Source organism: Azospirillum sp. (assembly GCF_035627195.1).
In the GTDB taxonomy this organism is placed as follows: domain Bacteria; phylum Pseudomonadota; class Alphaproteobacteria; order Azospirillales; family Azospirillaceae; genus Azospirillum.
Map to the genome: position 1 here is coordinate 1 of NZ_DASPMG010000195.1, position 15,567 is coordinate 15,567.

At 71.0% G+C, this 15,567-nt stretch carries 11 protein-coding genes and 1 pseudogene; 9 read left to right on the forward strand and 3 right to left on the reverse strand.

Features of this window, described 5'->3' with window-relative positions; translation table 11 throughout:
* A partial coding sequence (locus VED21_RS17950) for a calcium-binding protein (protein WP_324884479.1) occupies nt 1-2,084 on the forward strand: 2,084 nt, incomplete at its 5' end.
* Between the two features lie 167 nt (nt 2,085-2,251).
* Here the strand turns inward: VED21_RS17950 and VED21_RS17955 are convergent.
* The gene (locus VED21_RS17955) at nt 2,252-3,169 is read right to left on the reverse strand and encodes a recombinase family protein (RefSeq protein ID WP_324884481.1); all 918 of its coding nucleotides are present in this window, start codon (nt 3,167-3,169) and stop codon (nt 2,252-2,254) included.
* Between the two features lie 764 nt (nt 3,170-3,933).
* On the reverse strand, nt 3,934-5,136 hold the full coding sequence (locus VED21_RS17960) for a Fic family protein (protein ID WP_324884483.1): 1,203 nt from the start codon (nt 5,134-5,136) through the stop codon (nt 3,934-3,936).
* 932 nt (nt 5,137-6,068) lie between these two features.
* Between VED21_RS17960 and VED21_RS17965 the strand changes: the two genes are divergently transcribed.
* The 5 genes from VED21_RS17965 (at nt 6,069) to VED21_RS17985 (ending at nt 11,921) form a co-directional block, all read left to right on the forward strand.
* Nucleotides 6,069-7,004, forward strand: a complete 936-nt coding sequence (locus tag VED21_RS17965; RefSeq protein WP_324884485.1) for a replication protein RepA — start codon at nt 6,069-6,071, stop codon at nt 7,002-7,004.
* A gap of 728 nt (nt 7,005-7,732) precedes the next feature.
* Nucleotides 7,733-8,455, forward strand: a complete 723-nt coding sequence (locus tag VED21_RS17970) for a ParA family protein (protein ID WP_324884487.1) — start codon at nt 7,733-7,735, stop codon at nt 8,453-8,455.
* Nucleotides 8,452-9,042: a hypothetical protein gene (locus VED21_RS17975; protein WP_324884489.1), complete on the forward strand. Its 591-nt coding sequence runs from the start codon at nt 8,452-8,454 to the stop codon at nt 9,040-9,042. The genes VED21_RS17970 and VED21_RS17975 overlap by 4 nt, the downstream gene beginning before the upstream one ends.
* A 948-nt stretch (nt 9,043-9,990) precedes the next feature.
* A complete protein-coding gene (locus VED21_RS17980) occupies nt 9,991-10,938 on the forward strand; it encodes an ArdC family protein (protein ID WP_324884491.1) in 948 nt (315 codons plus the stop codon).
* Nucleotides 10,938-11,921: a hypothetical protein gene (locus tag VED21_RS17985; protein WP_324884493.1), complete on the forward strand. Its 984-nt coding sequence runs from the start codon at nt 10,938-10,940 to the stop codon at nt 11,919-11,921. Before VED21_RS17980 ends, VED21_RS17985 begins: the two co-directional genes overlap by 1 nt.
* 36 nt (nt 11,922-11,957) lie before the next feature.
* On the opposite strand, the gene VED21_RS17990 is transcribed toward VED21_RS17985, so the two are convergent.
* A complete protein-coding gene (locus VED21_RS17990; protein ID WP_414638237.1) occupies nt 11,958-12,146 on the reverse strand; it encodes a hypothetical protein in 189 nt (62 codons plus the stop codon).
* 210 nt (nt 12,147-12,356) lie between these two features.
* On the opposite strand from VED21_RS17990, the gene VED21_RS17995 reads away from it, so the two are divergent.
* From VED21_RS17995 to VED21_RS18005, 3 genes and pseudogenes are all read left to right on the forward strand, one after another.
* Entirely contained in the window at nt 12,357-14,492 is a 2,136-nt protein-coding gene (locus VED21_RS17995; RefSeq protein ID WP_324884495.1) for a ParB/RepB/Spo0J family partition protein, read from the forward strand.
* Between the two features lie 63 nt (nt 14,493-14,555).
* Nucleotides 14,556-14,783, forward strand: coding sequence for a DUF6117 family protein (locus VED21_RS18000; RefSeq protein ID WP_324884497.1), 228 nt, complete (start codon nt 14,556-14,558; stop codon nt 14,781-14,783).
* 90 nt (nt 14,784-14,873) lie between these two features.
* A pseudogene (locus VED21_RS18005) lies at nt 14,874-15,567 on the forward strand (methylase); the annotation flags it as partial.

Sequence of the window (15,567 nt, forward strand, 5' to 3'; positions counted from 1 at the left end):
TCGACGACAGCGGCGACCGCATCGGCGAGGCGGCCGGCGGCGGCACCGACGAGGCCCGCGTCACCGCCAACAGCTACACCCTGGACGAGCACGTCGAAAACCTCACCTTCGTCGGCACCGGCGCCTTTGCGGGTACGGGCAACGCCTCGGCCAACGTCATCACCGGCGGTATTGGCGCCGACACGCTGGACGGTGCGGCCGGCGCCGACACGCTGAGCGGCGGTGCGGGCGACGACGTCTACGCGGTGGACGATGCCGGCGACGTGGTCGCCGAGGCCGCGGGCCAGGGCACCGACGAGGTGCGCACCACGCTCACCGCCTACACGCTGGGCGCCGAGGTCGAGAACCTGACCTACACCGGTTCCGCCGCCGGGGCGCTGACCGGCAACGCCGGCAACAACGTGATCAGCGGTGCGGCGGGCGCCGACACGCTGGACGGCGGTGCGGGGGCGGACACGCTGGCCGGCGGGGGCGGCAACGACGTGTATCTGGTCGCCGACGCCGCCGACGCGGTGGTGGAGGGCACCGGCACGGGCAGCGGCACCGACGAGGTGCGCACGGCGCTGAACACCTACACGCTGGCCGCGAACGTGGAGACCCTGACCTACACCGGCACCGGACCGGCGGCGCTGACCGGCAACGCCGGCAACAACCTGATCGTCGCCGGGGCGGCGGCCGACACGCTGGTCGGCGACGCGGGCAACGACACGCTGAGCGGCGGTGCGGGCGCCGACGTGATGACCGGCGGCCTGGGCAACGACGTCTATCAGGTGGACGACGTCGGCGACGTGGTCACCGAGAACGCCGGGGAAGGCATCGACCGGGTGCGCAGCTCCATCACCCACACGCTGGGCGCCACGCTGGAGAACCTGACGCTGACCGGATCGGCCGCCATCGACGGCTTTGGCAACGCCGCCAACAACGTGATGAGCGGCAACGGCGCCGCCAACCGGCTGGAGGGCTATGGCGGCAACGACACGCTGAACGGCGGCGGCGGCGGCGACACGCTGGTCGGCGGCACCGGCAACGACCTGTACAGCGTCGACAACGCCGGTGACGTGCTGGTCGAACTGGCCGGCGAGGGCACCGACACGGTGAGCAGCACGGTTGGCTGGACGCTGGCGGCGGAGTTCGAGCACCTGACGCTGACCGGCAGCGCGGCGGTGAACGGCACCGGCAACGCCGAGGCCAACATCCTGATCGGCAACGGTGCCGCCAACCTCCTTCAGGGGCTGGACGGCAACGACACGCTGAGCGGGGCGGCGGGTGACGACACGCTGGAGGGCGGGGCGGGCGACGACCTGTACATCGTGGACAGCAGCGTCGAGGTGGTCACCGAACTGGCCGGCGAAGGCATCGACGCGGTGCAGAGCACGGCCAGCTATGCGCTGTCAGCGGAGGTGGAGAACCTGACGCTGACCGGCACCGCCGCCATCGACGGGACCGGCAACGCGCAGGCCAACACGCTGACCGGCAACGGGGCCGCCAACGTGCTGGACGGCGAGGCGGGCGCCGACACCATGGCCGGCGGCGGCGGCGGCGACACCTATGTGGTGGACGATGCCGGCGACGTGGTGAGCGAGACGGCCGGCGGCGGCAGCGACACGGTGCGCACGGCGCTGACCTACACGCTGGGCGGCGAGGTCGAGGGGCTGGTGCTGGAGGGCACGGCGGCGGTGGACGGCACCGGCAACGGCCTGGACAACACGCTGACCGGCAACGGCGCGGACAACGTGCTGAACGGCGGCGCCGGGGCGGACACGCTGACGGGCGGGGCGGGCAGCGACCTGTTCGTGATCGTTGCACCGGCCGAGGGCGGCGACACGGTGACCGACTTCACGGCGGGGGAGGACCGCATCGCGGTGGTGGGGCCAAACTTCGGCAGCGTGCCGGCGGGGGCGCTGTCGGCGTCCAACTTCACGCTGGACGCGGCGGCGGACGGTGACGACTGGTTCGTCTTCAACACCACGACCGGGGTGCTGTCGTTCGACGCCGATGGGTCGGGCGCCGGGGCGGCGGTGGCGCTCGCCACGCTGAACGTCACCATGCTCAGCGCCACCGACATCCTGGTGGTGCCAAGCTGAAGCGTGGCCACTGCGGGGAGGTGTGTAGAGCAGCCTCCCCGCCCGCGGTGTGAGCCAGAAGGATCATGAGATAAGCCCTTGGCGAGAATTAGGCGGGACGCGTCTCTGTCGAGCGACGAACGACACAATCGGTCTGGTTCAGGCCATCTGGTTCAAGCCATGGGCACTCACGCGGCAGGGGCTCCCGCATCACGGATCAGCCCCTCCTCCCTGGCCCTGTCCAGGAGGTGCTTCACCGACGACCGGCTCCACCGCAGCCCGCCTCGCGGTGTGCGCTGCCCCATCGCCTGGAGACGCCGGGCGATGCCGTCGAGGGTCAGGCCGGGTTCGGTGCGGGCGATGCCGGCGACCATCAGCACCAGGTCGTTGCTGTCCACCTTTTTCGGTGCGGCGTCGAGCACGGTGGCGCGGACCAGCCCGTCGCCGGCGAGCCGCCGCACCGCCCGGATCAGGCTGTTGCGCGTCCACGGCTTGCCGTCCCAGGGCCGCACCTTGCCGGCGGTGTCCAGCGCCCGCACCACCGTGTCCCAGGAGGCAGCCGGGCGAAGCGCCTCGACGGTGAGCAGGAACTCCGGCGCCCGCGCGATCACCTTCTCGTCCAGCCGGGCTTCGCGGGCGGCGGCGACCTTCCGCAGCGCATCCGGATCGCGCCGGCGCAGGCCGGGGTTGCCGGGCTTTTTCCCCTTGGCGACGGCCGCCTTCAGCCCGGCCTTCGAGCGCTCCCGGATCAGCGCGCGTTCGAACTCCGCCACGGCGCCGAGGATCTGCAGCGTGAACCGCCCCTGCGGGCTGGTGGTGTCGATCGGGTCGCCGAGCGAGCGGAAGCCGATGCCGCGCTTGTCCAGCCCGTCGATCACCTCCAGGAGGTGGGCGAGCGAGCGGGCCAGGCGGTCGATGCGGGCGACCACCAGCGTGTCGCCCTTGCACAGGCTGGCCAGCGCCTTGGCGAGCTGCGGGCGGGAGCGGTCGCCGCCGGAGGCGTGCTCCTTGAAGATCGTCGCGCAGCCGGCCTGCTGCAGGGCCATGATCTGCGGGTCGGTGGTCTGGTCTTCGGTGGAGACGCGGGCGTAGCCGACGAGGGCCATGGGCGGAGGGCTCCGAACAGCGGGATGTTGGGCCGGCCGGGACACCGGACTGGAGAAAGCCGTGCGCGAGTGCGTCCGGCCGGCCCAGTGTACAGAAACGCGGTACGCTTCATCCACCCGGATAAGCATGGACGCACACTCTGCACCACGCCCCAAGCCATTGTTTGTCCGTCTGTACACGCCGTCTGAACAGGCCGAGGAAAGGCCGGAATGGCCAGCAACGGCCCTTGCGCGATCACCCCGACAGCACCATCAAAGCCAGCGTTCCAGCGGCTTTATGCGGTGGTGGCAGGGGAGCGTGCGGGCCACGGAATCCACCTTTCGACGGTCCACATTGCCCAATCCACCGATGAACGTTCACGATTCCAGGAATGAACGTGCCCTGACACCCTCCACCACCGGCGCGCCACCCCACCAACACCCTTCGGCTACGGAAGTCATGCACAAGTTTGGTATCATTTCATGCGTTCGGCCCTCCGGTCGCGAGACCAGCCCCCATTGCGATCATCGCCCCTCTGATCCGCCGGCGCACGCCAGCCATTGGCGCCGCGCTGATCGTCGCGCGCCGACGCGGCGTGAATGCTCACGGGACTGGCATCGGGTGGCTGAGGCGCACGGTGCCGGAGGCCGTGTGGGTCTGGACGGCGACGTGCTGTGTTGCCTCACACGCTTGGCCTTCGGCCCACGATGCTGCGCAACCGGCACCGGCCCTCGGTGCCGGGCATGGCCGCCCCTGTCTCTTCGCGTTGCGTTTTCAACACCCGTCAGTCGGTCTCCGAACCGGAGCCGGGCAGCGCCGGCTCGGCGCCGAAGGGCCGGTTGATCACCGTGAGCACCTCGGTCGCGGTGAACAGCCGGTTGCGCCGGTAGCCGGTCCGCTCCGTCAGGATGCCGGCCCGCTCCAGCAGCTGAACCGCCGTGTCGGCCGCGCGGAACGTCACGCCGAGTTCCTTGGCCAGCCGGTTGACGGTGATCACCGGGTAGTGCGGCAGCAGGTCGAGGGCGCGCAGCGCCGCCGAGCCGCCGCGGAACGTCCGGCGCCGCAGCCAGATGTCACGGAGCTCCGCCAAGGCGCGGCGCGTCTCCATGAGTTCGTCCACCGTCGCCACCACCGCGTCGGCCAGGAAGCCGACCAGCACGTGCCACTCGAGACGCTGCTGCGCAGCCTTGAGGGCGTCATAGTACGCCTGCTTGTGTGCCTCGATGTACGGGCTGAGATAGAGCGGCACGCGCCCCTCGGCCGCCATCATCAGCGGCAGCAGCAAGCGGCCGACGCGGCCATTGCCGTCGCGGAACGGGTGCACGGCTTCGAAATGGGCGTGCCCGATCGCCATGCGGGTCAGGATGCCCTGCGTCATGGCCTGCATCCCCTCGTTCCGCAGGTATTCGAGGTTCTGATCGAGGCACGCCGGCACCGCGGCGGGCGGCGGCGGGTTGAAGGTCGAATACGCGATTCCCGCACCACCGATCCACACCACCACCCGGCGGAGGTCACCGGGCACGTCCTTGTACGCAGCGTCCCCCGTCATCACGGAGCGGTGCAGATGCCGCACCAGGTCGAGCGTGAAGATCGCCGTCCGCTGCGTCTGCGCGCAGGGAATCAGCCGGTCGAGCGCCCTGGCGTAATCCCGCACCTGCACGGCCGCCGCCGTCGCGCCTCCGTCGTCCGTCTCTTCGACGACGAGCAGTTCGTCGAGGGTCGAATTGGTGCCCTCGATGCCGGCGCTCGACACCGCCTCACGCCGCGTCAGCACGCGGCTCAGCAGGTACGGGTCGCGCAGGCCGGCCGCCAGTGCGTCGACGCGGGCGAGGGCTTGGTTGGCGGCCTCGCTGCGCGCCAGCACCGAGCCCAGCGGCACCGCGTCTTCCGGTGGCGGCAGCGGCACGACACCGTAGTGCGCGTGGTGCGGTTCGGGCAGGCGGACGAGCCGCTGGCGAACGTCATGGCACAGGTCTTCGCGGCGCATAGGGGCATAACCTTCAACGAGCGGCCGTGTCACGCCATCTTGCTGAAGGTTATCATGGCAACCTACATTATAGCAACCAGGAGTGGACTGTGGTAAAGGTTGTTTGTCTGCCATGGCTGGCGGCTGCAGGCAGCCGCTTCCCAGCCGCCGCCGTCCACCGCAGCGGGGTTCTCACGATGATCCGAGCGACGCCGGCATGCCTTGCGCTCGCGCACCAGCGCCGCTTGCAATTCCATCGCCACCCTCCCCCACGGCCTGCCGCACCCGCTCCAGTGCCACCCGGTCCCGCCCGGCGCGCCAGCGGCCGCGGGTTGCCCCCCGCAACGCCAATGAAGCGGGCCGATGGGTTGCCCGCGTCCGGCAGGGGCTCTGACGGCGGCCGACTCATCGATACGTACTCTTGTGACGCCCCGGACTCCGGCAGCGTCGGCCCGCGACTCGTACTCTTGTGACGCCCGTCACCGATTCCGCCAGCGCCGGGCCACATGGGATCCCTTATGTCTTCACCTCCTGCACCGGGGCTGCGGCGTTGCTCCGCCCCGGCCGGCCAGCCCACGTACTCTTGTGACGCCGCCGCCTCGTACTCTTGTGACACCCCCCACCCTGCCCCCGCGGCACGCCAGCGCGTACTCTTGTGACAGCATCACGGCCCTCCGCCCTTGGCTCCCTGCGTACTCTTGTGACGGTCCACCGATTCGCCATCCACCAAGGAAATGGCAAACATGCCAACCGGTTTATCCCCCGTATTCTTGTGACACCGCCAGCGTACTCTTGTGACGCGCGACTCGACGCGACTCGGGTTATCCCGCGTACTCTTGCGACGAAGCAAGTAGTAGATACCAAATAACTTCTTCAATTAGCCCCGTCACAAAAGTACGTGTTGCCTCTGACCGCGCGAGCACGGCATGGTGCCGGCACACAGAGAGGAAAGCATGGCCGAGATTCATGATCTCGTCCGGCAGCATGGCCGTGACGAAGCCCGCCGGTTGGTGCCCGCCGAGGAACGTCACCTCGTCGATATGGCCGCCGCCATGCTCGCCATCGAGAATCCAACCCTTGGCATCACCTACAGTGGATTCTGCCTCACCGCCCTGCCCCATCGAAAGCTTCCCGACGATCAGCGCTGGGAACGCCAGGGACACCAGGTGCGGCTCGTGGTTGAACCCGGCGTGCTGCCCAGTCGCGACGGTGCCACACAGCTCTACGGCGTACCCTATGGCTCGCGCGCGCGCCTCATCATCCTCTACCTGCAGACCCGGGCCATCCAGACCAACAGTCCTGAGGTCGAGCTGGGCGCCTCCATGCGTGAATGGATGGGACGCATGGGCGTGTCCGGCGGCGGCAAGCAGTATCGGGACGTCCGGGATCAGGCCAACCGCATCTCCGCATGCAACCTCACCTTTATCTGGCACGACCGCGGCAGCGCCCGGTTCCAGAAGGACAGCATCGTCAGGGGCGGAATACAGCTCTACGAACAGGACGAGGAAGACCAGCAGATGCGGCTGTGGGTCGACACCGTCCGGCTCAGCGACTCCTTCTTCACCGCCTTGCGCGACCATCCGGTGCCGGTCGCCGAGCCGGCGCTGCGGCAGATCGCCAACAACTCCACCGCCATCGACGCCTACATCTGGCTTGCCTACCGGCTGCACTCCTTGGAGCGCCCGACGCCCGTCACCTGGGCCGCGCTCTACCAGCAGTTCGGCGGCGGCTATGCTCAGCTCCGGCAATTCAAGGCCCGCTTCCTCGAACCATTGCGGGAGGCCCTGGCGGTCTACCCAGACGCCAAGGTCGAGGTGGACGACACCGGGCTCGTCCTGCACCCGTCCCGCCCCCCCATTCTTGGGCGCACCGCGCGGCTGCTGATCTGATCGGCCGCGTTGGGGCGCGTACTCTTGTGACGGGCCAGCGCGTACTTTGGTGACACGTTGCCTCGTACTCTTGTGACGCCCCCCACCGCACACCACCCCGACCTGTGCCAGAAGCCCTTCGTGCCAAGTTTTGGGACCGGCACCACCGGCACGCTCTCCGCTTGGTACCGTGTCACGGTCGGCGACAAATCAAAGCGATCGACGCCAGCAACACGGAATCCGACCACATCGTCCCCGATGTGGTTCGAGAGGTCTGGAGTGATGTCAGCCCCCCGGCATCCCCCCAGAACTGGCCGGGCACCTGTTCGTGCTGCGAGCCGCCCTGGTGCAGCATCATGCTGACCAGCGGGTTGCGCGGCCGACGCCAGCGGTGGATAGCACGAACAGACCGACATCCCGGCATGTCCGCCGCTTCGTCACACGGCAGGCGCCCGAACGGCTGCGGCTCGGTGCCACGTCAAGCCGCGTCACACGGATCTCCCATATCACCCCGGCCCGACCCATCGGCCTTCTGCTCTCGAAGATCTTCAGGATCGGTCTGATCACCTGCTAACGACCGCGCGCACGGCGCGTGTCGCGCTATACTCCGGTGCATTGCCACTGGCGGCTACCTCTTTCGGTGTGTATGCTCTCCACCGTCTCACCGTGAGACACACCGGCGGCATTTTTTCGCGCGCTCGTGTCTCACGGGTGAAACATCACCGGCCATGTCTCACGGGTGAAACACGATGCAGCCGCTTGCGCCGTCGCCGGCGCCGAAACGCTTCCTGATCACCAACCTTAAGGGCGGGTCGGGCAAGACCACGCTGGCACAGAACCTCCTTGTCGCTGCGGCGCTCGCGGGGCATCCCACGGCTGGCTACGACACCGACGCTCAGGCTCAGCTGGCGGAATGGTGGCAAGCCCGTCCGGACGAGGCCACGCCGGTGGGCATGTACGCCCGCCCGCTCAAAGGCATGCACGAGGCGCTCGCCGCCGCCGAAATCGAGGGGCCGGAAGCCGTGCGTGCGGCTGCGCAGGCCATCACCGACGCTCTGACGCCAGACGAGCCGTGCGAGGTCCTGGTGATCGACACGCCGCCTGGTATCGAGGCCTATCCGGCCGCCTACAAGCTGCTGGCCCTGGCCGCCGACATCGTCGTGGTGCCCTGCCAACCCAATCAGAAAGACCGCAGCTCAACCGAAAAGCTGCTCGACTTCCTGGCACCGCTGCGCAAACCGGTGGTCACCGTGCTGTCGCGCGTCAAGCCGCGCGTTTCCGATACCGCCACCACCCGGCGCCGCCTCGCTGCATTGGGCGCCGACGTCTGCCCGGTCGAGATTCCCGATCTCACGGAAGTGCACCGGGCCGGCGAACGCGGCCTCGGCGTCATGGAAGTGACCGGGCTCAAAAGCGCTGAGGACATGACGGCCGTGTGGAAGTATCTCTCCAGCCGAGCGGGGATGGCATGACGACCAAGGCGGCCCCGTTCAAGCTCACCAAGGGCCAGCTGCGCACCGACACGCGCGTGGAGGCCATCGACCGGGCACGCGTCATGCTCACCACGGCCGAACAGTTCCGCGATGAGATCAGCCGGCTGTGGTTCGAGAACGAGCGCCGGTTCGTCGAAATCGGCGAACTGCTGATCGACGCCCAGGAGCGCTTGAAACTGGAAGGCGGCGAGTGGATCGCCTGGGTGGAGGCCACCCTGCCCTTCAAGCGCGGCGTCGCCCACAAGCTCATGGCGGCGGCCCGCTTCATCCGCGACGAGGCCCTGCGCGCCCCTGAGCGCATCGCCTTGCTGCCGCCCTCCTACTCCACCGTCTACGAGATCTCCACGCTGCCCGAGCCGCTGCGCGAGGAAGCGTTCCGGGCCGGCCTCATCACACCGGCGACGCAACGCGAGGCGGTGAGCGAATTCAAAAGGGCGAGCAGCGCCAAGCCCGACGAGACGGCGGCGGAGATGCTGCTGCGCCGCGAGTTGCGGCGCTTGGAGCGACAGCGGGCCGCCCTCGACACCCGCATAGCCGAGATCCGGCGGCGGCTGGGCGAGTCCTGATCCCTGGCGGGGCGTGGCCGTGCGTCACGCCCCGCCCTCCTCCTCTTCTGCCGCCAGCCTTCCAAACTGCCCGGCGAAGGCGGCGCGCTCCAGGCACACGATGCCCGCACAGCGCGGCGTGTCCATGCCTCGCTCACCAACGTGGCGCCTCGCGCCGTTGCTCTGCCCGCCACGCGGCGGCGGCCTGGATCGCCGGAGTGGTGCGCAGCTCGGCCGGGTCCGCGGGCAGCCTCGGGCCGGCGGGCCGACGCCGGGGCAGCGCTGCGGATCGAAGCGATAGCCGACGCGAGCGTGCGGCCATTCGGTGAAGCGGCAATCCTGCGGCATCCAGCGGGTATGGCGCCCCTGCCACCACACGTGGTCGCCCGGCGTTGGCAGCTCTGCCGCCGACTCCATACAGTTGGCCGCCTTGTCGGCCCCGTCCATGCATAACAGCCGCGTATGCCCGCCCACCGTGGGCACCTCGGCAGTCCGGCCACCCACCTCGTCAGCCTCCCTACCCTTGCGCGTCGCGCGTCAGCACGTCCGCAAGTTCGGTCAGGCGTGCAAGCTTCCCTGTGTCCTGCACCGCATGGAGGTGGACGGCGCTGACGTCCGCTTCGGCAAGGTGGCCGCCGCGTAGCGACCAGCCGCTTTCAGCCGGGCCGATCACCGACCCAGCCGCCCGAGATCCCGTCGCCGGGACGCGGGATCCGGAGTGCCGGGTGATTGCTGGTGAGCCCGCTCTCACGGGTGGGGATCACGCTTCGTGGGATCGGCTCTCGCATTCCTTCTGATCGCATGGTGAGGCGGCCACGTGCCGACCACGGACGGACGCAGGAAGCCGGCGGCGAGCGGTCATCCGTCCTCGCCGTCGAGTGGGGAAGAGGGAGAGACGGGGCGGGCTCTCGGTGACGGGCTTCGGGGTTGGAAGAGAGGCTTCCGGCCGGCCCGTCGCGGAGACCCGCCATGCCCGACACCGCGCCAACCGTCCGCTCCGGCGCCGACCGGAGCAACCTCTATGCCGAGATCACCGCCCGCATCATCGCCGAACTGGAGGCCGGCCGGCTGCCCTGGGTCCAGCCCTGGGGAACCCCGGCCACTTCCGCCCCGCTCGGCCTGCCCCGCAACGCCGCCACCGGACGCGCCTACACCGGCGTGAACGTGCTCATCCTGTGGGGCGCCGTCGTCGCCCGCGGCTTCTCCGGCCAGGGCTGGCTCACCTTCCGTCAGGCTTTGGCTCTGGGCGGCCACGTCCGCAAGGGTGAGCGCGGCACCACCGTCGTCTACGCCGACCGTTTCATTTCCGACGACGAGCGCCGGCGCGCGCGGGACACCGGGGACGAACCCCAGTCAGTCCCCTTCCTGAAGCGCTTCACGGTCTTCAACTGCGACCAATGCGAGGACCTGCCCGACAGCATCGCCGTGGCGCCGCCGCCAATCCCGGAGGGGCTGATCCTGCCGCGGGCCGAGGCGCTGATCCGCGCCAGCGATGTGGATGTCCGCATCGGCGGCACCCGGGCCTTCTACAGCCCCCGGCACGACTACGTGCAGGTGCCGCCGCCGCAGGCCTTCTTCGAGCCCGTCAACTGGCACAGAACGGCTCTCCATGAGCTGAGCCACAGCAGCGGTCACCCGGAACGGCTGAACAGGGATCTGTCCGGGTCTTTCGGCTCCCGCAAGTACGCCTTCGAGGAACTGATTGCCGAAATTTCGGCCGCCTTTCTCTGCGCGGCGCTCGGCATCGTCCCCACCGTCCGCCACGCCGATTACCTCGGTGCGTGGTTGGACGTCCTTCGCGCGGACGATCACGCCATCGTCCGCGCCGCCAGCCAAGCCAGCAAGGCGGCCGACTACCTCCTCGGCTCCCTGCCCGAAGCCGCCCCCGCGGCCGGTGACGAGCGGGAGTCCGTGTGATGGGCGCGCTCTCCTCACGGTGCCAGCCGCCCGAGCCGGCGGCGGGGACGATCCGGCTGCGCGTCCCCAGTCTCGGCGCCGGCGTCCAGTCCACCACCCTGGCCCTGATGGCGGCGCACGGCATCATCGGCCCGATGCCCGACTGTGCCGTTTTCGCCGACACCGGCTGGAAGCCGCAGGTCGTCTACCCCCACCTCGCCTGGCTGATGGCGCCGGGGGTGCTGCCCATTCCGGTCCACGTCGTCTCGGCCGGCGATCTTCGGGCCGACCTCCTGGCCGGGGCGCGGGGGCAACACCGGGCGTCCATCCCCGCCGACACCCGCACCGTCACCCCACCCGGGACCGTGGTCCCGCTCGTCGGCGAAGACGGCCAGGGCGGGACGGTCGTCGTCGGCACGCGCGTCCTGCCGGCCGGCCGCGTCGCCATTGGCATGATCCGCAGACAGCGCACCGGCGACTGCAAGGTTGTGCCGATCCGCCGCAAGGTGCGCGAATTGGCCGGGATCGCCGGCCGGCGCTCGCCCACGGTTGCGATGGCAGAGGAGTGGCTGGGGATTTCGCTCGAGGAGGCGGCGCGCGTGAAGCCGTCGGTCGCGGGCTGGCAGGTCAACCGCTGGCCGCTGGTCGAGCGCCGGATGACGCGGCGCGACTGCCTGCTTTGGCTGGCCCGGCACGGCTATCCGGAGCCACCCCGCAGCGCCTGCATCGGCTGCCCCTTCCACTCCGACGGCCCACTGGCGCGGCTGCGCGACGGCGATCCCGACGCCCGGGCCGACGCCGTGGCGGTGGACCGGGCCATCCGCACCGGTTTTCGCGGCATCCGCGGCGAGGTCCATCTCCACCGCTCGGCCGTGCCGCTCGACGAGGCGGATCTGGCGACCGATGCCGACCGCGGCCAGCTCGATCTCTGGCCCAAAGAATGCGAGGGCCTGTGCGGTGTGCAGCTCCCGGTCCCCCTGATCGTCGGCGCACGGCGTGGGTGAGGCGGTCCGTCCCGGCAGCGTGGTGAGACCGGACGTTCAGGCGGGCGGCCGCTCGGACGCTTCCGGAGAGCGGCGCCATGAGGCGATGGTCCGCACCACCCGCAGGGCCTCGGCGTTGTCGTCGATGCACACGTGGCGCCGCAGTTCCGCCACCACCGGCCATTCGCCCCGTTCGTCGAAAGCCCGGCGCACCGCTGCGGCCATCGCCTCGTCGACCATGAACACCAGAACCCTCCCCGAACGGTTCCGCCGAACCTGGCCGGGATGATGCGCGTGGCGGGGCTCTCCGGCAAGCGGCCGTTCGGGCAGGATGGGAAGCGCCGGCCGGTTGCGGAGCCGCGCCTGGGGCAGAGGCAGAGGAGGGCGGGGGATCGGGTGACGGGTGAAGGAGGTCGGGAGAGAGGCTCCCGGCCGCCCGTCGCGGAGAACCCCACCATGGCCACGTCCAGGATCGTCCTCAACGCCTCGCGCGACATTCCCTTCAACAGGCTGGTGCTGTCACAGGCCAACGTCCGCACGGTCAAGGCCGGCGTCTCCATCGAGGAGCTCGCCGAGGACATCGCCCGGCGCACCCTGCTGCACAGCCTCGCCGTCCGCCCGGTGTTCGACGCCGAGGGCGCCGAGACCGGTGTCTTCGAGGTGCCGGTCGGCGGCCGCCGCTTCCGGGCGCTGGAGCTGCTGGTCAAGCAGAAGCGCATGAGCAGGACGCAGCCGGTGCCCTGCGTCGTGCGCACCGCCGGCAGCGCCGAGGAGGACTCGCTGGCCGAGAACGTCCAGCGCGCCCCCTTGCACCCGCTCGACCAGTTCCGCGCCTTCCAGACCCTGCGCGGGGCCGGGCTGGGCGAGGAGGAGATCGCCGCCCGCTTCTTCGTCGCCCCCGCCGTGGTGAGGCAGCGCCTGAAGCTGGCCGCCGTCGCACCGGCGCTGCTCGACGCCTACGCCGAGGACCGCATGACGCTGGACCAGCTGATGGCCTTCACCGTCAGCGGCGACCACGCCCGCCAGGAGCAGGTGTGGGAGGCGCTGTCGCGCGCCTACAGCCACGAGCCCTACCAGATCCGCCGGCTGCTCACCGAAGGCGCGGTGCGGGCGTCGGACAAGCGGGCGCTGTTCGTCGGCGTGGAAGCCTACGAGGCGGCCGGCGGAGCGGTGATGCGCGACCTCTTCCAGCACGACGACGGCGGCTGGCTGCAGGACCCGGCGCTGCTCGACCGGCTGGTCGCCGAGAAGCTGGAGGCCGAGGCGGCCACGGTGCAGGCGGAGGGCTGGAGGTGGGTGGAGGTGGCGCTGGCCTTTCCCTACGGCCACAGCCGGGGGCTGCGCCGTCTGGCCGGCGAGCCGGTGCCGCTGAGCGAGGCGGAGCAGGCAACCTATGATGCGCTGCACGCCGAGTACGAGCGGCTGGAGGCGAGCGAGCCGGCGGAAGCGGAGGAGCTGGAAGCGGCGGCGCGGCGTCTGGGCGCGATCGACCTGGAGCTGCGGGGGCTGGAGGAGCGGCCGCTGGTCTACGAGAGCGCCGAGGTGGCGCGGGCCGGGGTGTTCGTCAGTGTCGACGCCGAGGGCCGGCTCCAGGTCGACCGCGGCTACGTGCGGCCGGAGGACGAGGCACCGGTCGAGCCGGTGGTGCCGACCGGCGGCGCGGAGACGCCCGCCGACCCGGCCGGCGGTGGTGGGGCGGTGGCCGCCCAGCCGGCCGCCATCACGGGCGCTGCCAGCGTGTCGGCTCCGGTGCCGGACGCCGGGCCGGCGACGCCGGAGGAGGACGAGGGGCCGCGGCCGCTGCCCGAGCGGCTGCTGATCGAGCTGAGCGTGCACCGCACGCTGGCGCTGCGCGACGCGCTGGCCAACGACCCCGACACCGCCTTCCTGGCGGCGCTGCACGCGCTGTGCCTGCGCACCTTCACCCAGCGCCCCGGCGCGTCGTGCCTGGAGCTGGAGGTGAGGAGCGCCGGCTTCGGGGTGCAGCCGCCCGACCTCGCCGCCAGCGCCGCGGCCCGGGCGATCGACGCCCGCCAGCGCGCCTGGAGCTGCCAGCTGCCGGAGGAGCCGGAGGCCCTGTGGGAAGCGCTGGCGGGGTTCGACGGCGACAGCCGGGCGGCCCTGCTCGCCCACTGCGTCTCCTTCGGCCTCAACGCCGTCCACGAGCCCTGGAACCGCGCGCCGCAGCGCGCCGCCCACGCCGACGTGCTGGCCGAGGCGGTCGGCCTCGACATGGCGGCGGCCGGCTGGACGGCGACGGTGGACAGCTACCTCGGCCGGGTGCCGAAGGCGCGCATCCTGGAGGCGGTGCGCGAGGCGCGCGGGCCTGAAGCGGCACAGCTGATCGACCACCTGCGCAAGCCGGACATGGCCAGGGAAGCCGAGCGGCTGCTGGCCGGGAGCGGCTGGCTGCCCGAACCGCTGCGCCGGCCGCTGGACGCGAGCGCCTCCGGCGGGGCCGGCGGTGAGACCAACGCCGCCGCCGTGGAACCGGACGGTGGCGGCACCCCCCTGCCGGCCTTCCTGACCGGCGCCGGGGAGAGCCCGGACGCCGGGGACGACGCGGACCGCACCGAAGCGGCCGCCGCGTGAGGCGCACACCGCGGAGCGGCTCCGGCCGCTCCGCTCCGGCCCGCATCCTTCCGGAGACCCGCCATGGCGATCCCCGATCACGCGAAGACGAACTTCAACACGCTGCTGCGCGCCGCGACCGCCGGCGATCTGGCGCTGGTGCAGGGCACCGACGCCCGCACCGGCGCGGCCCGCTTCATTCTGTGCGCCGTCGTTCGGGACGGCGGCCAAGTGGTGCTCACCCCCTTCGGGCACCTGGCCGACGGCAATCCCTACGAGCTTTACGACCCACCGTTCGATCCCGGCGGGTAGAGGGCGAGGGCGGCGGGGGCGGGGTGAGCCGGAGCGGATCGAGAGAGCGTCCGCCGGCCGCTGGCCCCCCGCTCTCCCGGACCCTCCGCCATGACCCTGACCGCCGACCTCCAAACCGACACCCCCCGTCCTCCGGCCCCGGTGAACAGCGCGGCGGCCCTGCTCGCCGCCGCGGAACGGCTGCGGCCCGGCCTCGAACGCGGTCGTGTCCTCGACGCCGGCACGCTGCGCGCCGCGATGACCGCGGCGTTCGGCGGCTCCGACGCCGAGGGCGCCTGGAGCTGGAAGCTGGCGTACGACGCCGCCGAGGCGGCGCAGGTGCTGTTCCTGCGCCGCTTTGGCCCGGCAATGCAGACCCGCGCCGCCAGCCCGGCGACGTTTCTGGCCATGCTGGAACGGGTGGCGGCGCTGCTGCCCAGCCAGACCCGCCGCTCCGAAGAGAGCCAGGCCCGGCAGCAGTTCTCCACCCCGCTGCCGCTGGCCGGCGTGGTGGCCGCCGCCGCCGCGCTCACCCCGGCCGACCGGGTGCTGGAGCCCTCCGCCGGCACCGGCCTGCTCGCCGTCTTTGCCGAGCAGGTGGGGGCGGGTCTCGCCCTCAACGAGTTGGCGGACACCCGCGCCGCCCTGCTGGAGCGCCTGTTCCCCGGCGTCCCGGTGGCCCGCTTCGACGCGGCCAATATCCATGACCATCTCAATGCCGCGGTCCGGCCGACGGTGGTGCTGATGAACCCGCCCTTCTCGGCGCTGGCGGCGGTGGACGGCCGGGTGGCCGACGCCGCTGTCC

Excerpts from the sequence above, each read along its gene's own strand:
- VED21_RS17955 (WP_324884481.1), bottom strand. The coding sequence starts at position 3,169 with ATGGCCCTCGTCGGCTACGCCCGCGTCTCCACCGAAGACCAGACCACC.
- VED21_RS17960 (WP_324884483.1), bottom strand. The coding sequence starts at position 5,136 with ATGCGCCGCGAAGACCTGTGCCATGACGTTCGCCAGCGGCTCGTCCGC.
- VED21_RS17965 (WP_324884485.1), top strand. The coding sequence starts at position 6,069 with ATGGCCGAGATTCATGATCTCGTCCGGCAGCATGGCCGTGACGAAGCC.
- VED21_RS17970 (WP_324884487.1), top strand. The coding sequence starts at position 7,733 with ATGCAGCCGCTTGCGCCGTCGCCGGCGCCGAAACGCTTCCTGATCACC.
- VED21_RS17975 (WP_324884489.1), top strand. The coding sequence starts at position 8,452 with ATGACGACCAAGGCGGCCCCGTTCAAGCTCACCAAGGGCCAGCTGCGC.
- VED21_RS17980 (WP_324884491.1), top strand. The coding sequence starts at position 9,991 with ATGCCCGACACCGCGCCAACCGTCCGCTCCGGCGCCGACCGGAGCAAC.
- VED21_RS17985 (WP_324884493.1), top strand. The coding sequence starts at position 10,938 with ATGGGCGCGCTCTCCTCACGGTGCCAGCCGCCCGAGCCGGCGGCGGGG.
- VED21_RS17995 (WP_324884495.1), top strand. The coding sequence starts at position 12,357 with ATGGCCACGTCCAGGATCGTCCTCAACGCCTCGCGCGACATTCCCTTC.
- VED21_RS18000 (WP_324884497.1), top strand. The coding sequence starts at position 14,556 with ATGGCGATCCCCGATCACGCGAAGACGAACTTCAACACGCTGCTGCGC.